Source organism: Limnospira indica PCC 8005, from assembly GCF_000973065.1.
GTDB classification, from domain to species: domain Bacteria; phylum Cyanobacteriota; class Cyanobacteriia; order Cyanobacteriales; family Microcoleaceae; genus Limnospira; species Limnospira fusiformis.
This window is the reverse complement of sequence record NZ_FO818640.1, coordinates 4,771,645-4,787,902: the sequence shown is the minus strand read 5'-3', so window position 1 is coordinate 4,787,902 and position 16,258 is coordinate 4,771,645. Positions and strand designations below refer to the sequence as shown.

The 16,258-nt window shown below is 46.4% G+C and carries 16 protein-coding genes and 2 pseudogenes; 9 read left to right on the top strand and 9 right to left on the bottom strand.

Going from position 1 to position 16,258, the window contains the following annotated elements; translation table 11 throughout:
* Positions 1-134 precede the first annotated feature (134 nt).
* Positions 135-974 carry an RNA-guided endonuclease InsQ/TnpB family protein gene (locus tag XZ46_RS20975; protein WP_008053623.1) on the bottom strand — a complete coding sequence of 280 codons (840 nt, stop codon included), beginning with the start codon at positions 972-974 and terminating at the stop codon, positions 135-137.
* A 55-nt stretch (positions 975-1,029) separates the two neighbouring features.
* Here XZ46_RS20975 and XZ46_RS38440 point away from each other — a divergent pair, with 55 nt between their 5' ends.
* Genes XZ46_RS38440 through XZ46_RS38430 form a run of 3 tightly spaced genes read left to right on the top strand, consistent with a single transcriptional unit; the run spans position 1,030 to position 1,923 of the window.
* Positions 1,030-1,425: an IS630 transposase-related protein gene (locus tag XZ46_RS38440; protein ID WP_006623853.1), complete on the top strand. Its 396-nt coding sequence runs from the start codon at positions 1,030-1,032 to the stop codon at positions 1,423-1,425.
* Positions 1,412-1,615: a hypothetical protein gene (locus XZ46_RS38435; RefSeq protein WP_006669813.1), complete on the top strand. Its 204-nt coding sequence runs from the start codon at positions 1,412-1,414 to the stop codon at positions 1,613-1,615. Before XZ46_RS38440 ends, XZ46_RS38435 begins: the two co-directional genes overlap by 14 nt.
* Positions 1,576-1,923, top strand: a complete 348-nt coding sequence (locus tag XZ46_RS38430; RefSeq protein ID WP_006623854.1) for a transposase — start codon at positions 1,576-1,578, stop codon at positions 1,921-1,923. Before XZ46_RS38435 ends, XZ46_RS38430 begins: the two co-directional genes overlap by 40 nt.
* Here the strand turns inward: XZ46_RS38430 and XZ46_RS20960 are convergent.
* Positions 1,907-2,299, bottom strand: a complete 393-nt coding sequence (locus tag XZ46_RS20960; RefSeq protein WP_006623855.1) for a recombinase family protein — start codon at positions 2,297-2,299, stop codon at positions 1,907-1,909. The genes XZ46_RS38430 and XZ46_RS20960 overlap by 17 nt on opposite strands.
* A 367-nt stretch (positions 2,300-2,666) precedes the next feature.
* On the opposite strand from XZ46_RS20960, the gene hemC reads away from it, so the two are divergent.
* Positions 2,667-3,635: a hydroxymethylbilane synthase gene (hemC, locus tag XZ46_RS20955; RefSeq protein WP_006623856.1), complete on the top strand. Its 969-nt coding sequence runs from the start codon at positions 2,667-2,669 to the stop codon at positions 3,633-3,635.
* Between the two features lie 23 nt (positions 3,636-3,658).
* On the top strand, positions 3,659-4,345 hold the full coding sequence (locus tag XZ46_RS20950) for a glycoside hydrolase family 108 protein (RefSeq protein WP_006623857.1): 687 nt from the start codon (positions 3,659-3,661) through the stop codon (positions 4,343-4,345).
* A 179-nt stretch (positions 4,346-4,524) separates the two neighbouring features.
* Here XZ46_RS20950 and XZ46_RS20945 read toward each other — a convergent pair.
* Both XZ46_RS20945 and XZ46_RS36980 read right to left on the bottom strand, forming a co-directional pair.
* Positions 4,525-5,019 (bottom strand): annotated as a pseudogene (locus tag XZ46_RS20945) (site-specific integrase); the annotation flags it as partial.
* The gene (locus tag XZ46_RS36980) at positions 4,926-5,210 is read right to left on the bottom strand and encodes a hypothetical protein (RefSeq protein WP_006669811.1); all 285 of its coding nucleotides are present in this window, start codon (positions 5,208-5,210) and stop codon (positions 4,926-4,928) included. The pseudogene XZ46_RS20945 and the gene XZ46_RS36980, both read right to left, overlap by 94 nt.
* Positions 5,211-5,323: 113 nt before the next feature.
* Between XZ46_RS36980 and XZ46_RS20940 the strand changes: the two genes are divergently transcribed.
* Positions 5,324-6,199 (top strand): IS630 family transposase, encoded by an 876-nt coding sequence (locus XZ46_RS20940; RefSeq protein ID WP_006669810.1) that lies wholly within the window; start codon positions 5,324-5,326, stop codon positions 6,197-6,199.
* Positions 6,200-7,355: 1,156 nt separating this feature from the next.
* On the opposite strand, the gene XZ46_RS20935 is transcribed toward XZ46_RS20940, so the two are convergent.
* The 5 genes and pseudogenes from XZ46_RS20935 to XZ46_RS20910 form a co-directional block, all read right to left on the bottom strand.
* Positions 7,356-7,562: a hypothetical protein gene (locus XZ46_RS20935; RefSeq protein WP_006669809.1), complete on the bottom strand. Its 207-nt coding sequence runs from the start codon at positions 7,560-7,562 to the stop codon at positions 7,356-7,358.
* A 153-nt stretch (positions 7,563-7,715) separates the two neighbouring features.
* Positions 7,716-8,593, bottom strand: a pseudogene (locus XZ46_RS33140) (IS630-like element ISAtsp1 family transposase).
* A 183-nt stretch (positions 8,594-8,776) separates the two neighbouring features.
* The gene (locus XZ46_RS20920; RefSeq protein ID WP_006615995.1) at positions 8,777-9,382 is read right to left on the bottom strand and encodes a superoxide dismutase; all 606 of its coding nucleotides are present in this window, start codon (positions 9,380-9,382) and stop codon (positions 8,777-8,779) included.
* 322 nt (positions 9,383-9,704) lie between these two features.
* Positions 9,705-10,886, bottom strand: a complete 1,182-nt coding sequence (locus tag XZ46_RS20915) for a DUF58 domain-containing protein (protein WP_006623864.1) — start codon at positions 10,884-10,886, stop codon at positions 9,705-9,707.
* Positions 10,853-11,071, bottom strand: a complete 219-nt coding sequence (locus XZ46_RS20910; RefSeq protein WP_006623865.1) for a hypothetical protein — start codon at positions 11,069-11,071, stop codon at positions 10,853-10,855. Before XZ46_RS20910 ends, XZ46_RS20915 begins: the two co-directional genes overlap by 34 nt.
* Before the next feature lie 728 nt (positions 11,072-11,799).
* Here XZ46_RS20910 and ltrA point away from each other — a divergent pair.
* The 3 genes from ltrA to XZ46_RS20895 all read left to right on the top strand — a co-directional run bounded on the left by ltrA (position 11,800) and on the right by XZ46_RS20895 (position 16,033).
* Complete coding sequence (ltrA, locus tag XZ46_RS20905; protein WP_008052606.1) at positions 11,800-13,581, top strand: group II intron reverse transcriptase/maturase; 1,782 nt, start codon at positions 11,800-11,802, stop codon at positions 13,579-13,581.
* A gap of 160 nt (positions 13,582-13,741) precedes the next feature.
* On the top strand, positions 13,742-15,676 hold the full coding sequence (locus XZ46_RS20900) for a transglycosylase domain-containing protein (protein ID WP_048895222.1): 1,935 nt from the start codon (positions 13,742-13,744) through the stop codon (positions 15,674-15,676).
* Between the two features lie 129 nt (positions 15,677-15,805).
* A complete protein-coding gene (locus tag XZ46_RS20895) occupies positions 15,806-16,033 on the top strand; it encodes a type II toxin-antitoxin system CcdA family antitoxin (protein WP_006617421.1) in 228 nt (75 codons plus the stop codon).
* Positions 16,034-16,258 lie beyond the last annotated feature (225 nt).

Here is a 16,258-nt window from a genome sequence, read left to right as displayed (position 1 = left end):
GTGATAGTTATTAACCCAATTTTAGCGGGTTGGGTGCATCATAATCTCTCGCGAAAGGGCGGGTTGATTAATCTTCTGGCTCGTGGGGTCGGAACTAGCGCAGGGCTGCGATTCATATTATCGCCCTGATTCATTTAAGCTGAACATTCCTTAACATTGATTGACCATGCTCGGACTGTAACTATAACAATACCATCATTGCTGACAGTAAAGGAGGAATCCCTCAAAGCACGTAACATTATATTACGTGCGCCATTCGCATCTCTAGGTGTTTGACTACCACAGTGGGGACACTTATGTATCTTCGCACCACCTAGTTGGGCGTGGCGATGTCCACACGCTCCACAGGTTTTAGATGTGTGACTTTCGCCCACATCAAGCACCACGCAACCACGCTTTGCTGCCTGATGTTTTAGGATTAACTTAAAGCGATAATGCGCCCAAGTCAGCATACTTCTGACTGTTTTAGATCTAATTTTTCTTCTTGACTTGGCTACCATTTGGGAGGACTCGAAGCGAGGAAGAAAAATTAATCCATAGTTATTAGTCAGATAATGAGCTGTTTTTTTGTGTACTTCATCAATTAAGTTCCGAATCTTTTCTCGAATCCGATTAGCCGCTTTTCTCATTGAACGGCGTTGTTTAGCACTTACCTTAGTTGAACGGCTAATTAAATTATATTCGTGTTGACATAATCTCACGATTCGTCCCATGTCACCATTGCCAATTTCAATGACTTTATCGCCGTCATATCCGGTCAAAAAAGTTCTGACACCAGGATCTAAGGCAATTATTTTTGGGGAAGATGTATGCGTTGCGATTACGGGTTCAGGGAAAATAGCAAACCATAGGCCGCGCCGATAAACTAATTGAGTGCCGTACTCACATCTGACTGGTACTGGTTCACTTGCCTTAAACGATAGTGTTTTTGTTAACTTGCTGTACCATGTTCCTTTGGTGAAGTTATAGCACAAGACAGAACACTTAGGACGTATAATGGAGAGGACGAGATGACTAAGAAGACCCAAAATGCCAGCCCCCTATAGTTACGACCTCAGACAAAAAGTTATTGATGCCATTGAACTAGACGGTATGCCCAAAACAGAAGCCAGTCAAGTTTTCCATGTCAGCAGGAACACCATTAATCTCTGGCTGCAAAGAAAAGCACAGACCGGAGGCTTCCTCCCTAAACCTAATCACCCACCTGGCAATAACCACAAAATTACCGACTGGCATAAATTCAAGGCTTTTGCCCAAGAGCATGGCCACAAAACCTCCGCTCAAATGGCTGAACTTTGGGATGACGACATCTCTCCTCGCACCATATCCAGAGCCTTGAAGAAAATTGGCTTCACCAGAAAAAAAAACTTACGGCTACCAAGAACGTTGGAAGCAACAGCGAGAGGAGTTTATGGCTCAGATTGAACAGATGGAGCCACAAGAAGTGGTCTACCTCGATGAAGCCGGCATGAATAGTCAGGACTCGGATTACCCTTATGGTTACTGCGAGGAAGGAAAACGCTTCCATGCCCTCAAATCAGGGAAGAGGCAGGGCAGGGTGAGCTATATGGCCCCATGGTGTCATCAACAACTCTTAGCCCCCTTTACCTCTTAGCCCCCTTTACCTTTGAGGGTTGTTGTAATCGGACAGTGTTTGAGTTGTGGTTGGAGTTCATCTTAATTCCAACACTGAAGCCAGGTCAGACTCTAGTGCTAGACAATGCAACGTTTCATAAAGGGGGACGGATTCCTGAGCTAGTGGAGGCGGCTCAATGCCGTTTGCTCTATCTACCACCTTATTCGCCAGACCTCAACAAGATAGAGAAATGTTGGTCGTGGTTGAAAGCCCGCATTCGCCATTGTATTGAGCAGTTTGATTCTCTCCATGATGCCATGGATTCCGTTCTCAAAACTGCGTCCTAACCACCTTGACTAATGCTATAAATCCGACATCGCCTTTACGGACTCGCTCCCAAATGGCTCTAAGTCCTTTTCTTTGGAAATTAAGACCACTGGCGATATCAGTGACGAGCTCGGCGTTGGGGTAGACCTCGAGTAACTTTGCAACTTGGCGCGCGAGGTCTGCTTTTTGTCCGCGACTTGAAACGCGGGCATAAGCGATAATTGCCCGTTGCGTTCTCTCGTTTGATGAGACCGTGTAGGAGGCAATATCATATCGTCTCTGCCCTGATGGTGTCCTGATCGCTTGAATTTTGCCGTTTTTTTCCCATCTTCTTAAAGTATGTAAACATACACCAAAGTATTGAGCCGTTTCACTTGGGGATGTATATTTCGGCATTTAGCTCGCTTGCTGTGTACTTATCTAGCTTAGACTGATTGTTGAGTATTGTAAAGCAATGTTCAGTTAATTTGCTAACAGGACGTAACTCTCCGACTCCCCCAGCCCTCTAGGTAGGGGGAACCATGATTGTCCCATTACCATTGTGATTGTGTCCCCGATGGGGTAGGCTAGATCGAGTGCAACTAACCGAACTAATATTTATTTTAGAGAGCGATCGCACAATTGATGTCAGCCACTAAGTCTAACCAGCCGGGACAAGACTGGCTAAGTTAACATTCCCCCAAAAGGGCGCTGTGGAGAGGAACATCAATTTCAACATTAAACCGTTCTAATCAGGACGGGGTTTCAGAGTCAAGGAGTTTCGATGACAACATCTGTATCTGCCCAAACCCGTACCATTCGCATTGCTTCACGCAAAAGCCAACTCGCCCTAGTTCAAACTTACTGGGTTCAGGAAGAACTACAAAAGCGCTTTCCTGATATCAAGTTTGAAGTTCATACCATGTCCACCCAGGGGGATAAAATCCTAGATGTAGCCCTAGCCAAAATTGGGGATAAGGGACTGTTCACCAAGGAACTAGAAGTGGGGATGCTTAACCATGATACTGATATGGCGGTGCATTCCCTCAAAGATTTACCAACAAACCTCCCAGAAGGTCTAATGCTGGGCTGTGTGACTGAACGGGAAGACCCCGCAGATGCTTTGGTAGTCCACGAAAACCATCGCGACAAACAACTAGACACTCTGCCACCCGGTGCGGTGGTCGGTACGTCTTCCCTGCGTCGTCTGGCACAACTACGCCACAATTTCCCGCATTTGGAATTTAAGGATATTCGCGGGAACCTGAACACGCGCCTGCAAAAATTGGATGAGGGTCAGTATGATGCGATAATTTTAGCAGTGGCTGGACTGAAACGGTTGGGAATGGCCGATCGCATTCACCAAGTCATTCCGGCTGAAATCTCTCTGCACGCGGTGGGACAGGGCGCTCTGGGTCTTGAATGCCGAGAGGGAGATACGGAAATTTTCGAGGTGGTTAAAGCCTTAGAACATACCGTCACAGCCCAAAGATGTCACAGTGAACGGGCATTTTTACGGGAATTAGAAGGGGGTTGTCAGGTTCCCATTGGTGTTAATACTATGGTGGAAGGCGATCGCCTAACTTTAACCGGAATGGTGGCTAGTTTGGACGGAAAACGCCTAATTAAAGATACAGTGACCGGACAGGCTAGTGACGCGGAACAGTTGGGGATTCAATTAGCCCACAAACTTAAACAACAGGGTGCTGAGGAAATTTTGGCGGAAATTTTTGCCGAAGTTCAGCGCAGTTAAACTTCACGCATGGGCGAGTAATTATGACACAATCTGATGAGAATTTTCAAATTGCCCTCAAATTTACCTTGAAATGGGAGGGCGGCGTTGGACACCCGGAAGACCTGGGAGGTGTGGTTAATTATGGCATCACCCAGGCGACCTACGACACCTATTTAAAAAATAAGGGTCAGGGGTCGAAATCGGTTAGGCAAATTACTCAGCCAGAGGTTGAAGAGGTTTATTATACGATGTACTGGCTACCGTCAAAGGCTGATTTAATGGTGTTACCTTTGGCGGTGGTTCAGTTTGATACGGCGGTTAATTTTAGTGTTCCCGGCAGTATTGAGTTTTTACAAGAAACTCTGGGAGGACTGACTGTAGATGGTCGCTTTGGACCGAAAAGCCAAGGGGTTCTCGAACAAAATAATAACCTGGAAACTGCCCAAAGATACTGTCAGGGTCGCATTGACTATCGCTACCAACGGGTTAAGACTAACCCTAGCCAACAGATATTTTTGGAGGGTTGGCTAAGACGCGATCGCGATTTATTGGGCTATGTTACCCAATTGGGCGGCGGTCAGGCTCCGGTTATTGATCCGCCCAAACCACCCAACACACCGAAACCACCCAACACAGAAACCCCGAAAGATTCGGAAATTATGGATAAACTCCAACAGGCGATCGCCCTTTTGCAAGAGGTAGCACAAAGCCTTAAACAAAAGGATTGACCTGTCTTGTGGGGGGCTGAAACAACGGAGAGGGTGAAATATTACCCCGAGAACCTTGCGGCTCACTCGATTTCAAGTCGGGACGGTATCAATACCCATTACCCTTATCCGTAAATGATTGTGGCGGTTTCTTGTGTCTGTAGGCTAAAAATTTATAGCCAAATTATAGCCAAATTGTCCTAAAGTTTGGGAATAGAAAGCCCCCGGTTTCGGCCTGCATAGTTTTGGTAAATAACTTGGGGTGAGTTGCCGACCCAAGCCGCAACGTCTTTAGCATCAATCCCGGTATCAAGACAGAGGGTGATAAAAGTGTGTCTCATTTGGTAGGGTTTCCGTTGCTTTATCCCCGTTTTTTTGAGGACTGGGTGCCAGTGTCTTTTGCCAAAATCACCGTCTTGGATCGGCTTGCCCGTGATGCTGGGGAAAACTATTTCTGAATGGTTTTGCGATCGCGCCTCTCCGAGAATAGTTTGGACTTGTTCATTGCAGGGAAAATCGCGGCGCGTTTGACTCTTGAGGCCGTCGCAGCGCTTGCGCCCCCCTTCCCCGCGAACAATCACACTACTAAAAGTGATTTGACTTAGATCGGCAGCAACGTCTGACCATCGTAGAGCGATCGCCTCCGATGGGCGACACCCAGTGAAGAAACAGAAACGGACATACAAACTAAAATGGCTGTGAAGTGGATCCGAATCAAAACCCTGGATAATGCGATCGCGTTCGTTAGCCGTAAAAGGGTTAATCTCGTCAGAATCACTTGCTTTTTTAACCGATCAGCTTTAGCGCTTAAATCTTTAAATGGTGAGGGTTCGCTCACTAGCCTTTTTTCGATCGCCCACTTAAAACAAGCATTAAGTTGCGTCATCAACCGGGATGTGGTGTCAATTGTCAGGTTCTGAATAGCCCAATCAAATATAGCACCAGACAGGAAAGTTAGGACGTATAATGGAGAGGACGAGATGACTAAGAAGACCCAAAATGCCAGCCCCCTATAGTTACGACCTCAGACAAAAAGTTATTGATGCAATTGAACTAGACGGTATGCCCAAAACAGAAGCCAGTCAAGTTTTCCATGTCAGCCGGAACACCATTAATCTCTGGCTGCAAAGAAAAGCACAGACCGGAGACTTCCTCCCTAAACCTAATCACCCACCTGGCAATAACCACAAAATTACCGACTGGCATAAATTCAAGGCTTTTGCCCAAGAGCATGGCGACAAAACAGCAGCTCAAATGGCTGAACTTTGGGATGACGACATCTCTCCTCGCACCATATCCAGAGCCTTGAAGAAAATTGGCTTCACCAGAAAAAAAACTTACGGCTACCAAGAACGTGATGAGCAACAGCGAGAGGAGTTTATTGCTCAGATTGAACAGATGGAGCCACAAGAAGTGGTCTACCTCGATGAAGCCGGCATGAATAGTCAGGACTCGGATTACCCTTATGGTTACTGCGAGGAAGGAAAACGCTTCCATGCCCTCAAATCAGGGAAGAGGCAGGGCAGGGTGAGCTATATAGCCGCATGGTGTCATCAACAACTCTTAGCCCCCTTTACCTTTGAGGGTTGTTGTAATCGGACAGTGTTTGAGTTGTGGTTGGAGTTCATCTTAATTCCAACACTGAAGCCAGGTCAGACTCTAGTGCTAGACAATGCAACGTTTCATAAAGGGGGGCGGATTGCTGAACTGGTGGAGGCAGCTCAATGCCGTTTACTCTATCTTCCGCCTTATTCGCCAGACCTCAACAAGATAGAGAAATGTTGGTCGTGGTTGAAAGCCCGCATTCGCCATTGTATTGAGCAGTTTGATTCTCTCCATGATGCCATGGATTCTGTTCTCAAGGCTGCGTCCTAACCGTATTGACTAGTGCTATAGGTTGTATCTCGGAGCCTTCCGTTCCCCGCTTCAATCTGACGGGTTGTGATTCCTGAAACTGGGGGTGGCTACCGCCGTTACTCTCAACTTCCTGCTATACTAAATGGGTTCGTGCGAGACGTTGAGGAGTGAAATAGGGCTGCAATGCCTGAAATAACATCCCAGTGGGACTTCCACCCCTTGGTGGAATATAAGGGATTCGCCACCCTGACCATCCCATAACTGTTTATATGTCCCGACGCTTGGAGAAATCTAAGCAAGGCAGGGAACTCAAGGTCATAGACAAACTGAGAAATCAGGGAGTAGAGAGTAACGGCGGTAGCCACCCCCAGTTTTGGGAATCACAACCCCAGGATTGAAGCGGGGAACGGAAGGCGTGAAGTAGAACCCACTACCAGATGCGACCACTGCCAACCATCCATGACTAAGGAAATCTGAATGTTCCGACTTGAACCATCGTCATCAGTAAGTAGCGAAATAGGTTGACACGCTGCCCTCAAAAGAGTAAGGGGAAAAGTAGGAGTTTCAACTCACTACCTACACAGACCTTTAAAATTATCCCGGTGGATAGGACAAGTCTAAAGATGGAATGCCCGTATAAACGGAACGTTTAAACCCCTTTTAGGCTCTCGGCAGGATGTACCTGTGGAGTAGTGAAAAGTGTAAGCGTATACCTTTAAGGGGAAAGGATGTGACTGAAAGCTAATGCCTAACTGTAATGGTTAGGATATGCCCACTAGTCACGGTGTGGATATAGAGACTGCAATAAGTAAGGGTTTAATGGCGAAAGCGAGTTGAAAGACTAACGCAGACATATAGCTTTGAAAGTTGAAGTCATCAAGCGGGGGGTTGTAGCCCTGTTCCTACTGACAATAGGGTATCCACATCAGGAGCCGTGTGCTGGGAAACTCGCAAGCACGGTTTGGAATTGGAGTTGGGGAAGGCAACTTCCCTTTCGACCATAACATAACGTCCATCTTTCCAGCATTCTGTCTTGACCTTGAGTCTTCCTGCGTTGTCTGGTTGTCGAAGCCAGAGGTTGGGACACATAGATAGTTATGGGATGGTCAGGGTTACTTAGCTATCACATTAAGTCCCTTATATTCTACCAAGGGGTATAAGTCCCACGAGAAGGTTATTTCAGGCATCGCAGCCTTATTTTGTCTCCTAAACGTCTCGCACGCAATAGTAGGTTGTACCTAGTCCCGGACTTTTGTAGTTTGAGAGTCACTCCTTTGGGACATTCCCCCTTAAAGTCTTGATAGGCTTTCAGGAATCTAGCGCAACTCTCATCATAGTTACCCTTTCCCCCCACTGTAGGGAGTTTAGCGGCGTTACTCATTTTTTACTCACTTGTTACTCTACTACGGTTTTGAGTAACACCTAAGCAGCGGTAGAATAGGGGTTATAGGCTATGTATTAGGTTCAAGTCCGATTACTGGCTTTTTTTGCTGTCAGTGCGCCTGAGTCACTGATATAGCATTAGTCAAGGTGGTTAGGACGCAGCTTTGAGAACGGAATCCATGGCATCATGGAGAGAATCAAACTGCTCACGTGCAGTGGCGAATACGGGCTTTCAGCCACGACCAACATTTCTCTATCTTGTTGAGGTCTGGCGAATAAGGCGGAAGATAGAGTAAACGGCATTGAGCTGCCTCCACCAGTTCAGCAATCCGTCCCCCTTTATGAAACGTTGCATTGTCCAATACTAGAGTCTGACCTGGCTTCAATGTTGGAATTAAGATGAACTCCAACCACAACTCAAACACTGTCCGATTACAACAACCCTCAAAGCTAAAGGGAGCTAAGAGTTGTTGATGACACCATGCGGCTATCATACTTACCCTGCCCTGCCTCTTCCCTGATTTGAGTGCATGGAAGCGTTTTCCTTCCTCGCAGTAACCATAAGGGTAATCCGAGTCCTGACTATTCATGCCGGCTTCATCGAGGTAGACCACTTCTTCCGGCTCCATCTGTTCAATCTGAGCCATAAACTCCTCTCGCTGTTGCTCATCACGTTCTTGGTAGCCGTAAGTTTTTTTTTCTGGTGAAGCCAATTTTCTTCAAGGCTCTGGATATGGTGCGAGGAGAGATGTCGTCATCCCAAAGTTCAGCCATTTGAGCTGCTGTTTTGTGGCCATGCTCTTGGGCAAAAGCCTTGAATTTTTGCCAGTCGGTAATTTTGTGGTTATTGCCAGGTCGGTGATGAGGTTTAGGGAGGAAGTCTCCGGTCTGTGCTTTTCTTTGCAGCCAGAGATTAATGGTGTTCCTGCTGACATGGAAAACTTGACTGGCTTCTGTTTTGGGCATACCGTCTAGTTCAATGGCATCAATAACTTTTTGTCTGAGGTCGTAACTATAGGGGGCTGGCATTTTTGGTCTTCTTAGTCATCTCGTCCTCTCCATTATACGTCCTAAGTGTTCTGTCTTGTGCTATAAATAATCAAAAATTACCCGCCCCTCTCAACTGACCGCCCCCCAATATTGCCTTTGAGGGGGGGTACAGATTAAGCTAGAGCAGGTTAGCTAGGTTGGCTGAAAGGAATATCAAAGATATTAGCTGGCAGACGCGAGATTTTCAGCTACAAAGTCCCAGTTAACCAGATTTTCGATAAAGTTATCGATGAAACCTGGCCGCGCATTTTGGAAGTCCAGATAGTAGGCGTGTTCCCAAACATCGAGAGTTAGCAGGGGAGTTTTACCCTCAACCATGGGGTTAACAGCATTAGCAGTCTTGGTAACTTTCAGTGTGCCATTATCCAGGACTAGCCAAGCCCAACCACTACCGAACTGGGTAGCCGCTGCGTTCTTAAATTCTTGAATGAATGCGTCAAAGCTACCGAAATCTGCTTGAATCTTGTCAGCCAAAGCTCCTGTAGGTTGACCACCACCATTGGGCTTGAGGCACTTCCAGAAGAAACTGTGATTCCAGACTTGGGCAGCGTTATTAAATATACCAGACTTAGAAGGATCATTGTAAGTGGCTTTGATGATCTCTTCCAGGGACATATTAGCCATGTCTGTACCTTCAATAGCAGCATTAAGGTTTTTGACATAAGCTGCATGGTGCTTACCATGATGGTAGGATAGAGTATTAGCGGACATTTTGCTAGACTCTAGTGCATCCTGATCAAAAGGTAAACTGGGAAGTTCAAAAGCCATTGTGTTTTCTCCTCTCTCAAATATCTAGGCTTCTCGATTTGTCTTGAACGGGACAAATTTATGAGCGAGCCTACATAAAACTTTACAATATCCTGATCATATACCATCAACGGTCACTAAAACAAATCTAGTCGGGCTAACTTTGGTTTGTGAAGGTCTGCCCCCTCGGCTTATCTCCTACCCGGTGGCAGGTAAACCCCAGTATCTTGGTGCAATTAGTTTTGAGAATACCGCGCTTTAATGCCCATTTAGGGGATGGTTCTGCATTCAGGGATGATTCCCATCGGCTAACTTACTAAACCCGCCGGGCGGCTTGTCAAAGTCAATTATTTTGGGCCTGCAATTGTGGAACCAGAGGTTCAGCGGGATTAATCCTTACACCGGGACAGGGAGCGATCGCATCGGAGCCATATTGCATCCCCAACCCGGAGCGCGCGCCATGATTTTGTGGGGCAGGCAGTGGCCAAAGTAGCCAACGACTCTGAGGGGAAAGGCTCATGATACTGTCAGAATTTTGAGTAATCCAAATCAGTGGAACATCAGGGCGGTCAATGGTGCTATTAGATTGACCCGCAATAACCCCAGCCAAAACGGAGAGAACGCCCCAATTGCCTTCCACCAGTCCGTCGGAGGCAGTCCATAGCCGTACATTAAGTTGAGCGCGACGAGCGTAGAAATAAAGAGAAGCAGCCACAGAAACGGCGGTTTCAAAATCGGTATGGTCCCAAGAAAATGCACTATCAAGACAAATAACTACTTCCTGACCCCCAATAGCGACCTCCAATTCTCGGACTCGTAGATCCCCATAGCGAGCACTAGAACGCCAATGAATCAGTCTAGTAGGGTCGCCGATACGATAAGGGCGTAAAGTGCGAGTAATGCCTTCTGTGGCTTGATCAAGGCGAAAGCAAGAGTAAATCTCTGGACCTTGGTCTACTTCAATGCTATCAACAATAGGACAAGCAGTTAAAGGCAATACGGTGGGATAAACAATAGCTGTAGCAGGAACTTGGCGATCGCGACTACACCAAAATAACCCCAGGGGAGAAGCCGATCGCAGTCTCACCCCAGACCAATGGTAAATCCCCCGGCGTTTAGTAATACGGGAATATTTCCAGTGATAAACTTGTCCGGGTCCAATGACATCAATAGACTCCGAAGCATCTCCCAACTCTGTGGGGAGGCGATCGTAAATTTGAAATAGGGGACAAGATTTTTTCGACTGGTTTTCGATTTCCAGTTCAAAAGTGAGGCGCGAGCCCACACTGACCGGAGTAATAGGGTAGCGGCGAACCTGAAGGGGACGAAGACTCCGCCCTGGCAGAATTGCCGCGGCCAATAACAAAGCCAACCCCATACCACTAATCACATACAGCCACCCTGCCATAGTATTAGTAGCAGCCCCAAAGAAAAAAACCGTCAGAAACCCTAACAGCCAACCAGCATAAGCCGGAGTTACCCAGTTACGTTCTAACCAATTAGTAATTTTGCGTTTTGACCCCATAACATAATATCGCGCCGCTCACACCAGGATAACCAAAGTTCAACAAAAACTCCAGAAGTTTCCGGTTTCATCAGAAAAACTGGAAACAGTCTATAATTTTGGCGATCGCCCAACTGGCAAAAAAACCAAGAAGCCTCGCGCCTACTGGTTAGCTGAATGTCAATTTTGAGCAATTGGGCTAACATGAGATCCTCAATGCTATATTCTATGATTTGGTGCGAGACGTTTAGGAGTTAAATAAGGATGCAATGCCTGAAATAACCTCCTAGTGGGACTTTCACCCCTCGGTGAAATACAAGGGACTCGTACCCTGACCATCCCATAACTATTTATATGTCCCGACGATTTGTATCTCTGTGATACCAAATCAAGGCAGGGAACTCAAGGTCAAAACGCAAAATCAGAAATCTTAATGATTCCTTAACAATTGCGTTGAGAGTAACGGCGATAGCCACCCCCAGTTTTAGGATTCACAACCTTGGGACTGAAGCGGGGAACGGAAGGCGTGAAGTAGAACCTACTACCAAAAGCGACCACTGCCAACCATCCATGATTAGGGAAACCGAATGTCTGGCTTGAACCATCGTAAAGAATAAGTAGCGAAATAGGTTGATACGCTGCGTTCAAAAAGAGCAAGGGGAAAAGTAGGGTTCTCTAATCAACACCTACACAGACCTTTAATAAGTACCCCGGTGGATAGGACAAATCTAAAGATGGAATGCCCATATAAATGGAACGTTTTAATCCCTTATAGGCTCTAATTAATCCGGTCGAGATAGTTAGTAGTGAAAGTGTAAGCGTAAGCCTATTAGGGTGTGAGATGTGACCAAAAGCCAACGCCCGACTGTAATGGTAGGGATATGCTAACGGGTCACGGTTTGATTGTAAAGAATAGAGTCTAGTAGGAGTTACTATGACGAAAGCGAGTTTAAAGAAAGGGTTTGAGAAATCAAAACCAATCAAGACTACGAACGTATGGAAACAAATTCCCTGGGCGAAAGTTCAGAGAAAAGTTTTCAAGCTCCAAAAGAGGATATTTCAAGCAGCTAAATCGGGACAGGATGCAAAGGCACGAAGGTTGCAACGTCTATTGGTGAAATCATATTATGCCCGACTCTTAGCAGTGCGGCGAGTGACCCAAGATAATCAAGGCAAGAAAACAGCCGGTGTCGATGGAATGAGAGCAATCTCACCAAGGCAAAGGTTTGAACTTGTTGAGAATATTAAAAGAAACCTCAAAGCAAAACCACTGCGACGGGTGTGGATTCCAAAACCTGGAAAGGATGAAAAACGCCCTCTGGGAATACCCACAATCCAAGATAGAGCGAGGCAAGCCTTGGTTAAGTCGGCTCTCGAACCTGAATGGGAATCGAGAATTGAAAGCACAAGCTATGGGTTTCGACCTGGAAGGTCTGCCCATGATGCAATATCCAGAATCTTTCAGAGTATCCACAAAGGAGGTTATTACGTTCTGGATGCAGATATAGCAAAATGTTTTGACCGAATAAACCATGACTACCTTCTGTCCAAAATTCATTGTCCAAGTAGCCTAAAAAGAGACCTGAAACAATGGTTAAAAGCGGGTGTGTTGGATAACGGCGTATTTGAGGATACAGAAACAGGGACACCTCAAGGAGGGGTAATAAGTCCAATACTCGCCAACATCGCACTGGATGGATTGGAAAGGTTAGTTAAAGAGATGTATCCTAATAAAGGAACAACCACCCAGGTTAACCTAATAAGATACGCTGATGATTTCGTGGTTATATCCAAAAATTTAGAAATCATTGAACAGTGCAAAACTGCTATTTCCAAATGGTTAGAACCGGTTGGTTTAGAGATTAAACCTGAAAAAACTAGAATCTGCCACACACTCAATCCTATTGAGTACAATGGTAAGATAGAGGAGCCTGGGTTTGATTTTCTAGGATTCAACATTAGGCAATATCCTGTAGGGAAATATAAATCTGGGAAAACAGGTGGAATAGCAAGACGATTAATCGGTCACAAAACCCACATTAAACCCAGTAAAAAGGCAGTTAAAGCCCATATTGAAGTAATAAAAGGTGTAATTAAACAACATAAAACAGCACCTCAATCAGCCCTAATTAGTAAACTAAACCCAATCATAAGAGGGTGGTCAAACTACTACTCAGGGGTCGTCTCATCAGAGACCTTCAATAAACTAGATTACACAATCTGGTTAATGTTACGGGCATGGACAGCATCAAGATGCGGAGAGGCAAGCTACGAAAAGCTAAAAAACTACTTCTGCAAAGGAACGGTTAAACTTAGCAATGGGAAAGAAAGACATGAATCCTGGTTATTCAGGACCAAGGATGGATTCACATTATGGCAACATAACTGGACTCCGATTGTCAGACATACCTTAATACGCCCGGACGCAACACCATACGACGGAAATTGGACTTACTGGGCAACCAGAAAAGGACAAGCAATCGACACGCCAAACAGGGTAGCCAAACTACTCAAGAAGCAAAAAGGCAAGTGTACTTGGTGCGGGCAATACTTTACCCCATCAGACTTAGTTGAAGTAGACCACATTGTACCCCGAAGCCAAGGCGGAAAGGATGAATACAAGAATCTTCAGCTATTACACCGCCACTGCCACGATGATAAGACGGCGTTAGATAACGCTAATGCTGTATCCTTAACAATGGAACAGTCAAACTAGGAGCCGGATGAGGCGAAAGTCTCAAGTCCGGTTTTGAATGGGAGGGGATGGAGGCGACTCCATTCTCGACCCCTAATAGCTAACAGGAGAAAAACTGGTCTAAGCTAATTATCAAGTTTAAAACCCTGTAGCTTTGTTTTCTGGAAGGAGTGGAATCAGCGTGTCATTAACAAACGTAACAGTCCGAGGTAGACAAAGGCTTGAGTCGCCACCGTCAGGCTTATTTGACTTCATCCAGTCAGTAAGCAAAGTTACCGCCGGAACCATATTGGGTACAACCATGTTAGCCAGTTCCGTGGTGGCAGGAGGGCTGGTGGGTCTAGCCGTTAGTTTCCGTAACTTACCAGACGTAAGGGTATTACAAAACTATATTCCCACCGAAACCACCCACATCTACGATATTCAGGGTAGACACTTAGCCAGCCTTCACGACGAAGCCAACCGAGAAGTAGTTTCTCTTGATGAAATATCCCCCCACGCCAAACGGGCAGTATTAGCTATTGAAGATAGCCATTTTTATTATCATCGGGGTATATATCCCACCGCGATAGTGCGAGCTATGCTTGCTAACCTGGAAAGGGGGAAAACCGTAGAGGGTGGTTCAACCATAACCATGCAGTTGGTGAAAAACCTGTTTTTATCCCCCAGTAGAACCATTAGCCGAAAAGCCGCTGAGGCGGTCATGGCAATTCGCCTCGAACAAATTTTAGACAAAGATGAAATCCTAGAATTATACCTAAATCAGGTTTACTGGGGTCATAACCTTTATGGGATTGAAACAGCCTCCCAAAGCTATTTTAACAAACCGGCATCAGAGCTGAAATTATCTGAAGCCGCCATGATTGCTGGTTTAATTTCCGCACCAGAAGACTATAGCCCCTTTGCTAATTATCAACTAGCTAAACAACGACAGGCTCAAGTGCTTAACCGCATGGTAGAGCTAAATTGGATTACTCCAGAAGAGGCGGCGGAAGCTAGAAAAGAACCCCTATTAGTGGGTAGGATCACCTCATTTAGAACCAGTGAATTGCCATACGTGACGGAAGCGGTGGTTCAGGAGTTAACTAGGGAGTTTGGTCGTGATGCCGTCCTGAAAGGGGGAATGCGGGTTCAAACGACCATTGATTTGAACTTCCAGCGCATGGCAGAAAGAACGGTGAGGGAATGGCACGATCGCCTTTATTATCGAGGAGTATATCGCGATCGCAATAACGGTCAAATCGCATTAGCCGCCGTAGACCCCACTACCCATTTTGTCAAAGCCATGGTGGGAGGGTCTGATTATAATAAAAGCCAGTTCAACCGAGCTATTCAGGCTCAACGGCAACCTGGATCAGCCTTTAAGCCATTTGTTTACTATGCCGCCTTCGCTACCGGTAGATACGCTCCTAGTACCATTGTTCAAGATACCCCTGTTAGCTATCGCGACGGGTCTGGGTATTATTCACCCCGCAACTATGGCGGTGGCTTCTCCGGCGCTGTTACCATTAGATCAGCTTTAGAGACCTCCCTGAATATTCCGGCCGTCAAGCTGGGTCAATCTGTAGGACTCAATCAGGTAATCGAGGTTTGTCGCCTCCTGGGAATTACTAGCCCTATGGAGCCCGTCATTTCCTTACCACTAGGATCTGTGGATCTCACCCCTATGGAAATGGCTGCATCTTTTGCTACTTTTGCTAATGACGGTTGGCATTCTGACCCCACTTTTATTGTACAAGTCACTGATAGCCAGGGAAATGTCTTGCTTGACAATACCCCATCACCTCGCTTAGTTCTGAATCAGTGGGCTGTTGCCTCCCTAAATGATGTGTTGCAAGGGGTAATTACCAGTGGTACTGCCACCAGCGCCCGACTAGGACGACCAGCAGCCGGGAAAACTGGGACTACATCCTCCGAACGCGATGTCTGGTTTGTGGGTTATACTCCCCATTTATCGACAGCGGTTTGGGTTGGTAATGATGACTTCACTCGACTGGCTAGGGGAGTCACAGGAGGAACTGTCGCTGCTCCGGTATGGCGGGACTTTATGAGTCGTGCCTCTGTAGGGAAACCTCAAACTGGTTTTACTCCCGCTTCCAATTTTCCCCGACCTTAACCGGATGGGCAACAGGTGAGATTGAGATCGTACAATAGAATAAAGTCCCTAAATCATACTCAGTCTTGAGTTGAGCCTCCGGGATCAACCCCGGAGGTATTGGGTTTTCTGAATTAGGATGTTTGCGCCATGAATCTAAATACTTCTTCGACCTCTAGTGTACCAAGCAAAGTAGAGGTTTCTATCCATATTGATTCGGAATTATTGGATCAGGTCAAGCACTTGACTAATGATCCCAGTAAAGTCATTGAAACCGCTCTCCGACAATGGTTGCGGGGAGAACGCCCAGAAGATGATTTGGCTTTGAGTCTACAACGTAACCCTCCCGTGCCACCCCGGGGCGAGTGGAATGATTGAACAAAAACAGCGACGCACTCGGTCTACCTCACCGCCGGCAGGTCCGCAGGCAGGTGGGGAGAGCCTCATCAAAAATCTAGCATAGCCGGCGTGTTTGACCATCAAGCCACCTTGATGGTCATTGAGTTGGGGGCGGAAAGCCTTGTAAACCACGGTGCGATCGCCAGACTGATCCGGGTTCAATGTGTCAGTTGACATTGTACCCTAAAACGGGTACAATGGATG